The organism is Lysobacter sp. GQ73, from assembly GCF_059758755.1.
Genome location: NZ_JCAXEE010000004.1, coordinates 597,804 through 608,054, shown reverse-complemented (window position 1 = coordinate 608,054; position 10,251 = coordinate 597,804). Strand labels below are relative to the sequence as shown.

The window sequence follows — 10,251 nt, the reverse complement described above, 5'->3', positions numbered from 1 at the left end:
TCCGAGGCGGGCGCGGCCGGCGCCAACCTGGCCAACTACACCACCGGCTATGCCTGCACCAACGCGCTCGCCGGCGGACAGGCGCCGAGCGGCAGCGGCGCGAGCTTCGCCCTCACCGCGGCGGCCGGCGACGATCTGACTTGCACCTTCTCCAACACCCGTGCGCCGCTGGCGGACCTGGTCATCAGCAAGACCAATACCCCGGCGTCCGGCCCCAATGACCAGAGCGCGGACACCGTCGCCCGTGGCGCCTCGACGGTTTATTCGATCGTGATCGTCAACAACGGACCCGATGCCGTCACCGGCGCGGTCTTGCGCGACCCCGCCGCGGGCCGCAGCCACCTGAGCTGCACGGCGCCGCCGACCTGCAGCGGCAGTGCCTGCCCGCCGACGCCGATGACCTTGGCCGCACTCGACACGGGCGTATCCCTGGGAACCCTGGCGAACGGCGCCAGCGTGACGGTGACCTTGAGCTGCACGATCAACTGAGGCGGGATTGCCGCGCTGGGCGAAGAGGCAGGTACGGCTTATATCCTTGCGCTTGCTTGCGTCCGGTCCCGACTCGCGACGTGCGACGTGCGACGTGCGACGTGCGGCATGCGGCATGCGGCGTGCGGCGTGCGATTGCGATTGCAGTTGCGGTTGCGGTTGCGGTTGCGGTGCGGTTGATTCTGCCGGTGCCTGCTCGGTGCGGTTGCGGTCGCCGCTGACGTTTCCATTACGACGGCGAGCGTGGCATGGCGTTCGCGATTGCAACAAGGACTGCCTTTGCAACGGCAGCCGCAGCGCAGCAGCGCAGCAGCGCAGCAACTCGTAGTCGTAGTCGTAGTCGTAGTCGTAGTCGAGATGATGCTTCGCCGTGCCGCGTATGCCGCGCGGCCAGACTAATCGCCGGCACGGCCGACATGACCGCGATGCACGGCAGCACCGCACACAGCCTCCGTCTTCGAAAAGCAGGCGATGTCGCTGGCGGGCCTTCATCCTTGAAGGCCGTTGCCGTGTGGAAACTGCTACCGAGGGAGGGCCACACGTTGCCAGCTCGATCAGCTTGGCGGCTCGGCTGGCCGGACGCAGTCGGCCGTAGCCGCACGCGCGGGTCGGATTTCCCCTACCCGCGTCAACGCCTACGCGGGGCCATGAGTCGCGGGCTCGAACCAGAACCTCGCGGCGGCGGCGGCGGCGGCTAATTAAATCGACGCAGCCTGTGCGCAGTAAAGGGACTCGAACCGGATCGAAAGGCGCGCGGCGGGCAAGCCCTGACAAGCCCAATCCCCGACCGTCATAGCCGGCCGATCAACGACACCAGGATCATCGCCAGAGCGACGATCGACAAGAGATAGAAGTAACGATCGGCACGAGTGCGATAAGACTTGGCGGTATCCCGCAGTTTCCTCGCATCCTGTGCATTGTCGGCGTCTTCGTACCCGTCGGCCATCGCGTCGAGGCTCGAGGTCCCGGCACGGCCGAAGAAAAACCTGAGGGCCACGACGAAAACGATCATGGCCACGCCGCCGCCGGGAAATTATTCGAACATCACCGCCCTTCGGTCGACGGCGCAGTTTGCCGACCCGTTGGCTCGCGGTCCGCGATGCGGGCGGGCGCGGCTCGCGATCTCTTAGCCGACGCGCCTTGATCGAATCTGGCGGCTCGCGCTCGTAGCCGGTGCGTGCAGTCCAACGCTGTCGCCGGAGCATCCGGCGAACGACGCCGAGGGCGCCGGGCGATCGTCGCGATCGATCCGGCGCAGGCACCGCCTGGCCCGAAAAGAACAAGGGCCTAGCGCGAACGCTAAGCCCTTGATGCAAATGGTGGCCGGGGAGGGAATCGAACCCCCGACACGGGGATTTTCAATCCCCTGCTCTACCAACTGAGCTACCCGGCCGTTCTTTCACGGTGCGCCGTGAGAGGAGCGGGATGATACGGACGCCGATGGAATCTGGCAAGCCTCATCGGCGCTGAACGTCGCGCGAGCTCGATGCGACGCACCGCCGCGGCCGGCGCATCATGTCGGCCTGGACCGCAATGGCGGCCTCGCCGCCGAGGAGTGGATCATGCAACGCCTGATTCCGGCCGCTCTCGCCCTGCTCTTGCTGAGCGCCTGCGCGAGCAATCCCAGGATGGACGATGCACAGCGTCTGGCGCTGTACCGCGCGCACGCCGCCGCCCCCGTGGACAGCTTCCAGTACTTCGGCCGCATCGACGGTTGGACCCCGCTCGGCGACAGCGCGCTCGCGGTGTGGACCAAGCCCAACCAAGCCTACCTGCTGGAACTGCAAGGGCGTTGCCCGGACCTCGAGTTCGCCTCGGCGATCAGCGTCAGCAACCAGATGGGGCGCGTGCACTCGCGCTTCGACAAGGTCACCGTGCTCGGACCGCAGTCGATCAAGATGCCCTGCTTCATCGGCCGCATCCTTCCGCTCGACGTCAAGGCGATCAAGCAGGCGCAACGCGACATACGCGAAGCCGGGACGATGCCGGAAGACCCCAAGCCCTGACGCAGTGGGCGGCGCTCGGTTTGGCATCGCGCTGGCGCGGTGTTTGAGTGACCACGCGGACCGCCACGCACAGCGCCTGCCCACCGGTCATTGCACCGTCGCGCGGGCCGCCGCCCACGACCGCAAGCTTGCGATCCGGGGCTCGGGCCGGCGCCCGGCCCTGAGACCCGGCTTCGCTCGCGGCCGAGCACAGGCGGCCGGAACCTCCGCCCAGGTCGAACCGGCCTGCCGACGGAGCTGACCGGGGTCAGAAAAATCCTACACGGCGCCGCGCGTTCGACCTACTGCGCCCGGCCGCGTCGAAGTCCAATCTGTGCTCGCCCCGGCAGCACGGTCGATGCGATGACACGGATGCCGCTCAGCAACGGATTAAGGCCGTCACCTTGAGCAGGTGAGCCAGCGGAGTCGGGGCTACTCTTTGCAAGTGTTGGGGAAGTGGTCATGCACGGCGAAACGGAGTTCGCACCGAGGGCCAGGACGGCCAGTCGGTCTGTCCCGCGTGGTCTACGCGGGGTTCGTGCATGAAGGCCGCATCGGCGGTCCAGGACCTGCTCCACGAGCTGCCTCGCTATCTCCTCGTACTGGCCGCCGCCTCGGTGCTGGCTTTGCTGGCCCAGGCGGCGGCGCCTTCTTCTGCGCCCGCCTCCGCGCCTATCGCATCGCCTGATGCGTCGCCCGTGGGCTTGCCCGGGTATTCACCGGGTCCTTCGCCCGGGCTTTCATCTGCCTCCTCGCCAGCTTCCTCGCTTATGACGAGCGGCCGCGGCATGCGCCCGGCGTCGAACCTGGGCCCCCCCGACTCCTAGCTCGCCTCCCGCGGCGGCTACCCGCGCGTCGGCGCGGTTGTGGCCATGGAACTGGCCGCCCGGCGAATCCCGCACCGCGCGCTGGCACGGCACCGGGCGTCCACGCTCGTCTGCCGCCGCCGATACGGCCTGACGGCGCCACCATGCGCCGTAGTATCCTCGCGGTTCCATCACGACGGAGCGGCGGCATGAAAGCAGGGTCCTGGATGCGTCTGTTCGGCTTGGCGCTCGCCGCCGTCCTGCTCGCCAGTTGCGGCGGGGGACAGGTCCGCCGCGTCTCCGAGCCCGCCGCGCGCATCCAGCAACTGACCGTGCGCGCCAACGGCAGCTGGGCGGTCGAGGTGCGGATCGAGAACTTCAGCAGCATCCCGATGCGCTTCGACCGCTTCGACCTGCAGCTCAAACTCGGCGAAGACACCGCCGGCCAGCTCGTGGCCCAACCGGCGGTTTCGATCGGCCCGGAATCGGCCGACGTGGTGGTCGTCGAACTGACCCCCTCGGGCGCGGCCAAGATCGCCATCGCCGACGCCCTGTCCGGCGGCCGCAGCCTGGCTTACAGCCTCAAGGGCGACATCGCCGCAACCCCCGACGAAGCCAAGCAACGCATCTTCACCGTCGAACGCAGCAGCGCGCTGAGCCCGGCTCCGGGCTTGCCCGGGGTGATGCGCTGAGGTCGGGAATGGGGAACCGGTAGAGCCGACCTTTGCTCTTTCCCTGCCCGAATCCGCCGCCCGCCATGCCCTTGCCGTTTCGATTCCCCTCTCCCCTTTCCCCATTGCCGAGCCTATGAGCACCTATAAAGCCCCCCTCGCCGACATGCGTTTCGTCCTGTTCGACGTCCTCGGCGCCGAAGCCCAGTTCCAGCGCCTGGGTTACACCGACGCCACCCGCGACGTGCTCGACGCCGTGCTCGAGGAAGGCGCGCGCTTCAACGAAACCGTGCTCGCCCCGCTCAACGCGATCGGCGACCAGATCGGCTGCAGCCATGACAAGGCCACCGGCGCGGTCACCACGCCGCCGGGCTTCAAGCAGGCTTACACCCAGTTCGTCGAAGGCGGTTGGTCCGGCCTCACCGCCGAGATCAAGTTCGGCGGCCAGGGCCTGCCGCACGCGGCCGGCGTGCCGCTCAAGGAAATGATCGACGCCGCCAACCTGGCCTGGGGCAATTTCCCGCTGCTCTCGCACGGCGCCACCGAAGCGCTGCTGCACCACGGCGAGGAATGGCAGCAGGAAGTCTTCCTCAAGCCGCTGGTCGAAGGCCGCTGGACCGGCACCATGTGCCTGACCGAACCGCACTGCGGCACCGACCTGGGCCTGCTCAAGACCAAGGCCGAACCGCAGGCCGACGGCAGCTATTCGATCACCGGCACCAAGATCTTCATCACCGCCGGCGAGCACGACCTCACCGACAATATCATCCACCTTGTGCTCGCGCGCCTGCCCGACGCCCCGGCCGGCAGTAAGGGCATTTCGTTGTTCATCGTGCCGAAGATCAAGGTCGCGCGCGACGGCAGCACCGGCGAAGCCAACGCGGTGCGCTGCGGCAGCCTCGAGCACAAGATGGGCATCCACGGCTCGGCTACATGCGTGATGAATTTCGACGGCGCCCAGGGTTATCTGATCGGCCAGCCGCACAAGGGCCTGATGGCGATGTTCACCATGATGAATACCGCACGCCTCGCGGTCGGCCTGCAAGGCCTGGGCCTGTCCGACCGCGCCCTGCAGAACGCGTTGCGCTACTCGCGCGACCGCCTGCAGATGCGCGCGCTGTCTGGCGCGAAGTTTCCGGAGCTGCCGGCCGACCCGATCATCGTCCACCCCGACGTGCGCCGGATGCTGCTGACCTGCAAGGCGCTGGTCGAAGGCGGCCGGGTGATGGGCTACGACGCCGCACTGCAGGTCGACATCGCCCATGCCAGCAGCGACGAAAAGGAACGCGCCGAAGCCGATGCGCTGATCGGCTTCATGACCCCGATCGTCAAGGCCTGCCTCACCGAGTGGGGCGTGGAATGCACCTACCATGCGCTGCAGTGCTTCGGCGGCCACGGCTACATCGCCGAGCACGGTATGGAGCAGCTCGCCCGCGACGCCCGCATCACGACCTTGTACGAAGGCACCACCGGGATCCAGGCGCTCGACCTGCTCGGCCGCAAGGTCATGCAGCTGCAGGGCGCCGGTCTGCGCGTGATGCTGGAGAAGATCGAACGCTTCTGCGCCGACAACGAAGCCAATGCCGCGGTCGCCGAGTTCGTCGGCCCGCTGCGCGCCAAGGCCGGCGAATGGCAGCAGCTGACGATGGCGGTCGGCAAGCGCGCCGCCGCCAACCCCGACGAGGTCGGCGCCGCCGCCTACGACTACCTGATGTACTCGGGCTATGTCTCGCTGGCCTACTGGTGGGCGCGCAGCGTCGCCGCGAGCGAGGCCTCGTCGCAGTCGGCCCGCTTCAAGACCGGCAAGCGCGAAACCGCGCGCTTCTACTTCGCCCGCCTGTTGCCGCGCGCCCAGGCCCACGCGATCGCCATCGGCGCCAGCGTCGAGACCCTCACCGGCCTGGACGCGGAAGCCTTCGACGTCTGAGGCTTCGGCCGCGAGCAAGCGGTTCCGCCGGCCGGCGTCCGGCGGGACCGCAGTTTTCCTGAGGCATTCGGCCCAACGCGTGCCGTCGCGTTCGGACCGCGGCGCGCGAGGCCTCGCCGGCCAACTACCAAAATCGTCATCAAACGGGTATAAGCTGGATTCCCGATGGAGACCGATAGAGCGAAGATCCGCCTGGTCCGAACCGGAACCCACGCTGAAATGCTTCAGCGTGAGCCGGACGCTACAGGCGTCTGCGATCCTTACTCGCCTTGGGCCGGCCCCCGCGCGGTGCCGCGCAACGCGCTCGAACGACTCAACTCGGTGCGGCTGCTGTCGCTCGACGCGCATGGCCGCGTGCTCGACTGGATGAACTGGCAGGAAGCCAGTTGCCTGTACGTGCGCGGCGCGGTCGCCTGGACTTTGGGCGACCCCTGCCTGGAAGTGCACGGCGGCACCAATCGGCTGACCGGCGAGCGCAGCGTGCTCGAACTGCATCCGATCGTCGCCGCGCGCGGCCACGCCCGCCCGAGCGCGCTCGACCCCACTCCGGCCCTGACCAACGCCGCGCTGTTCGCGCGCGACAGCCACCTGTGCATGTATTGCGGCCACGACTTCCATCGCCCGCACCTGACCCGCGACCACGTCGTGCCGGTGTCCAAGGGCGGCCGCGACATCTGGGAGAACGTGGTCGCTGCCTGCTTCCAGTGCAACTCGCGCAAGGGCAACCGCACGCCGCAGCAGGCCGGCATGCCGCTGCTCGCGGTGCCGTATCGCCCGAGCTGGGTCGAGCACCTGATCCTGTCCAACCGCAATATCCTCGCCGACCAGATGACCTTCCTGAAAAACCAGCTGCCGAAGAACGCGCGCCTGAATGCATAAGGCGTGAAGTCCGTCGCACTATTGGCGCTTCGAGCCCGACCGAAGTGCCGAATAAGGGTCATAAACGACGTATAGCGCGCGTTGACGACAATCCAGTCGTCCCGGACACTCGTCGCAATCGATTTCACGGACACCTAACAGATGCCATTGACCCTCGGTCTGACCGGCATGGACCCGGCGACAGAGTCCGCCCTGCAGACGGCCTTCAAGGTCGCCAATGCCCAACTCGGCGGTCACTGGACTCTCGTGCCCGAACAACAGGCGCATTTCGTGGTCGTCGACATGGACAGCATGTACGGCCCGATGAGCTGGCTGCGCCTGCACGCGAGCGGCAAGTCGGTGATCGCCCTGACCAAGGCCCAGCGCACCCAGGCCGACTTCCTGCTGCCGCATCCTTTCACCAGCGACTCGATCTCCAAGCTGCTCGGCGAAATCGCGGTGCAGTCGGGCCAAGCCCTGCCGACACCCGCTCCGGCGCCCACGCCGGCTCCGGTCGAGATCCCGAAGCAACCGCTGACCGACCCGACCGCGGCCCTGCCCGACGTCGTCGTCGAACTGCTGCAGACCGACCGTGCCCAGGCCACTGCCGCCGCGGCCAAGGCGGCGGCGCAGCACGCGGCGTCCGCGCCGAGCGCGCCTGCGCCGGCCGAAGCCGCTCCGACGGCCGCGCCGATTGCTGCCGCAGCTCCGGTCGCAGCTCCGGCGCCGGTGACCGACGCGGTCAGCATCGCCGCGAGCGCCATGCCCGCCACCGCGCTCGCACCTGCGGTACCGACCATCACTGCCCGCGGCGACGGCCTGCTCGACTGGCTGGTGCCCGGGCGCCTGCGCGGCCTGCTGCGCGTGTCCCAGGGCAACGAGAGGCTGTTGATCGACGCCGACCAGCGCAAGTACCACGGCCCGGGCGCGCTCAAGCCGCTGGCCGACTGGTTCGACCGCGGTTTCGCCGCCTCCGATTTCGAAGTGGTGCCGGCCGCGCAGTGGGAAGCCGCCGCGGCCGAACTCGGCGCCTCGATGCCGCTGACCCGCCTGGTCTGGTTCGGCAACCTGCTCGCCGGCCAGGGCCGCCTCGCCCCGGGCTACGACCCGCAGCGCCGCTACCGCATGACCAAGTGGCCGCAGACCGAGCGCGAATATCCCAAGCACTTCCGCATCGCCACGGTGATGATGAAGGCGCTCGCGACGGTGTCCGAGATCGCCGAGGCCAGCGGCGTGACCGAAGCCGAGGTGGCCGACTTCATCAACGCCAGCCTCGCCACCGGTTTCGCCGAACCCGAGGGCGACCCGACGCCGGTCGAGCCGGCCAAGTCCAGCGGCGGCCTGTTCGGGCGTCTGCGCGGCCGCTGAGCCGCGCCTGCGGCGATCGGCCGCGGCATCCGGTCTCGCCTCGGCGCGGCGCCCTGCCGCGCCGGCTGTCTGAACATGAAGCGGCCGGACTTCTTGCTCGCCTCACGCGGGGGCGGGACAATGACCGACTAGCTGAAGACAGATGGTCGTAATGATCGATTCGCAGCGCTACCCGCGTCTTTCCCGTATTCAGGTCCCCGCCGACCTGCGCCGGTTCCCCGAAGAGGAACTCCCGGCGATCGCCGAGGAACTGCGCGCCTACCTGATCGAACAAGTCGCGCTCGTGGGCGGCCATTTCGGCGCCGGGCTCGGCGTGATCGAGCTCACCGTGGCCCTGCACTGGCTGTACGAAACCCCGGTCGACCGACTGGTGTGGGACGTCGGCCACCAGTGCTACCCGCACAAGATCCTGACCGGCCGCCGCGACGATATCCATACCGTCAAGCAGAAGGATGGCGTGGCGCCGTTTCCGAAGCGTGACGAATCCGAGTACGACACCTTCGGCGTCGGCCACAGCTCGACGTCGATTTCGGCCGCGCTCGGCATGGCGCTGGCGCTGCAGCACGCCGGCGACGAGCGCAAGGTCGTGGCGGTGATCGGCGACGGCGCGATGACCGCCGGCATGGCCTTCGAAGCGCTCGCCCATGCCGGCGGCCTGGAAGATCCCGAGCCGAACCTGCTGGTGATCCTCAACGACAACCAGATGTCGATCTCCGAGAACGTCGGCGGCGTCACCAAGATGCTCGGCCGCCTCACCGGCAGCCGTACCCTCAACGCGATCCGCGAAGGCGGCAAGAAGCTGCTCGGCGACAAGCGCAAGCCGGCCGCCAAGTTCGTGCGCCGCTGGGAAGAGCACTGGAAAGGCATGTTCGTGCCCTCGACCTTCTTCGAGGAAGTCGGCTTCCACTACACCGGCCCGATCGACGGCCACGACCTGCCGGCCCTGCTCGGCGCGATGAAGACGCTCAAGGGCCTCAAGGGCCCGCAGCTGCTCCACATCATCACCACCAAGGGCAAGGGCTACGAACTCGCCGAGGGCGACCAGATCGGCTATCACGCGGTCGGTCCGTTCGATCCCGAGAAGGGCCTGATCAGCAAGCCCGGGGCGAAAAAGCCGAGCTATACCGATATCTTCAGCGAGTGGCTGTGCGACATGGCCGCCGCCGACGAGCGCCTGCTCGGCATCACCCCGGCGATGCGCGAGGGCTCCGGCCTGGTGCGCTTCAGCAAGGAATATCCGAAGCGTTACTTCGACGTCGCCATCGCCGAACAGCATGCGGTGACCCTCGCCGCCGGCATGGCCTGCGAAGGCGCCAAGCCGGTCGTGGCGATCTACTCCACCTTCCTGCAGCGCGGCTACGACCAACTGGTGCACGACGTGGCGATCCAGAACCTCGACGTGCTGTTCGCGATCGATCGCGGCGGCGTGGTCGGGCCGGACGGCGCCACTCACGCCGGCAACCTCGACCTGTCCTACCTGCGCTGCGTGCCGAACATGGTGGTGATGGCGCCGGCCGACGAAGACGAGTGCCGCAAGATGCTCAGCACCGGCCACCGTTACGAAGGCCCGGCGGCGGTGCGGTATCCGCGCGGCACCGGCCCCGGCGCGGCGATCCAGCCCACCCTCGACACCTTGCCGATCGGCAAGGCCGAACTGCGCCGCAGCGGCTCGCGCATCGCCCTGCTCGCGTTCGGCGCGATCGTGCCCGCGGCCGAACAGGTCGGCGCCGAGCTCGGCCTGAGCGTGGTCAACATGCGTTTCGTCAAACCGCTCGACCGCGGGCTGATCCTGGAACTGGCACGGACCCACGAAGGCTTCGTCACCCTCGAGGACAACGTGGTCGCCGGCGGCGCCGGCAGCGGCGTGGCCGAGTTGCTCGCGGCCGAAAGCATCGTCCTGCCGATCCTGCACCTGGGACTGCCCGACGAATTCCAGCACCACGCCAGCCGCGAGCAGTTGCTCGCCGAAGCCGGCCTCGACGCCGCCTCGATCCGCGCCGCGGTGCTGCGCCGCTGGCCGCAGCTCACCGCGACGCCGGTGCAGACGGCGATCGGGTGATCGGTTCGCGGCGACGTGCGCACGTCGCCGCACTGCCCGGGTAGGAACGGCGCAAGCCGCAACCGCGATCTGTCGGACTCGACGTCCG

Annotated in this window: 8 protein-coding genes and 1 tRNA gene; 7 read left to right on the top strand and 2 right to left on the bottom strand. The window is 68.4% G+C overall.

The window, feature by feature from the left end; genetic code table 11:
• Positions 1-489: hypothetical protein (locus AC6CH2_RS15175; RefSeq protein ID WP_498269918.1), on the top strand; the 489-nt coding region annotated here is incomplete at its 5' end.
• A gap of 790 nt (positions 490-1,279) precedes the next feature.
• On the opposite strand, the gene AC6CH2_RS15170 is transcribed toward AC6CH2_RS15175, so the two are convergent.
• A complete protein-coding gene (locus AC6CH2_RS15170) occupies positions 1,280-1,507 on the bottom strand; it encodes a hypothetical protein (RefSeq protein WP_498269917.1) in 228 nt (75 codons plus the stop codon).
• A gap of 299 nt (positions 1,508-1,806) precedes the next feature.
• Positions 1,807-1,882 (bottom strand) — tRNA-Phe (locus AC6CH2_RS15165).
• Positions 1,883-2,051: 169 nt separating this feature from the next.
• Here AC6CH2_RS15165 and AC6CH2_RS15160 point away from each other — a divergent pair.
• From AC6CH2_RS15160 to dxs, 6 genes are all read left to right on the top strand, one after another.
• Complete coding sequence (locus tag AC6CH2_RS15160) at positions 2,052-2,495, top strand: DUF6491 family protein (RefSeq protein WP_498269916.1); 444 nt, start codon at positions 2,052-2,054, stop codon at positions 2,493-2,495.
• Between the two features lie 994 nt (positions 2,496-3,489).
• On the top strand, positions 3,490-3,972 hold the full coding sequence (locus AC6CH2_RS15155; RefSeq protein ID WP_435396740.1) for an LEA/WHy family protein: 483 nt from the start codon (positions 3,490-3,492) through the stop codon (positions 3,970-3,972).
• 115 nt (positions 3,973-4,087) lie between these two features.
• Positions 4,088-5,878, top strand: a complete 1,791-nt coding sequence (locus AC6CH2_RS15150) for an acyl-CoA dehydrogenase C-terminal domain-containing protein (RefSeq protein ID WP_498269915.1) — start codon at positions 4,088-4,090, stop codon at positions 5,876-5,878.
• Positions 5,879-6,244: 366 nt separating this feature from the next.
• Positions 6,245-6,757 (top strand): HNH endonuclease, encoded by a 513-nt coding sequence (locus AC6CH2_RS15145; protein WP_498269940.1) that lies wholly within the window; start codon positions 6,245-6,247, stop codon positions 6,755-6,757.
• 141 nt (positions 6,758-6,898) lie between these two features.
• Positions 6,899-8,104 (top strand): hypothetical protein, encoded by a 1,206-nt coding sequence (locus AC6CH2_RS15140; RefSeq protein ID WP_498269914.1) that lies wholly within the window; start codon positions 6,899-6,901, stop codon positions 8,102-8,104.
• A 151-nt stretch (positions 8,105-8,255) separates the two neighbouring features.
• Positions 8,256-10,163 (top strand): 1-deoxy-D-xylulose-5-phosphate synthase, encoded by a 1,908-nt coding sequence (gene dxs / locus AC6CH2_RS15135; RefSeq protein ID WP_498269913.1) that lies wholly within the window; start codon positions 8,256-8,258, stop codon positions 10,161-10,163.
• The last annotated feature ends 88 nt before the right edge of the window (positions 10,164-10,251 follow it).

Bases quoted from the DNA above. Each gene is read 5' to 3' on its own strand.
- AC6CH2_RS15150 (WP_498269915.1), top strand. From the start codon at position 4,088: ATGAGCACCTATAAAGCCCCCCTCGCCGACATGCGTTTCGTCCTGTTC.
- AC6CH2_RS15155 (WP_435396740.1), top strand. From the start codon at position 3,490: ATGAAAGCAGGGTCCTGGATGCGTCTGTTCGGCTTGGCGCTCGCCGCC.
- dxs (WP_498269913.1), top strand. From the start codon at position 8,256: ATGATCGATTCGCAGCGCTACCCGCGTCTTTCCCGTATTCAGGTCCCC.
- AC6CH2_RS15160 (WP_498269916.1), top strand. From the start codon at position 2,052: ATGCAACGCCTGATTCCGGCCGCTCTCGCCCTGCTCTTGCTGAGCGCC.
- AC6CH2_RS15145 (WP_498269940.1), top strand. From the start codon at position 6,245: ATGAACTGGCAGGAAGCCAGTTGCCTGTACGTGCGCGGCGCGGTCGCC.
- AC6CH2_RS15140 (WP_498269914.1), top strand. From the start codon at position 6,899: ATGCCATTGACCCTCGGTCTGACCGGCATGGACCCGGCGACAGAGTCC.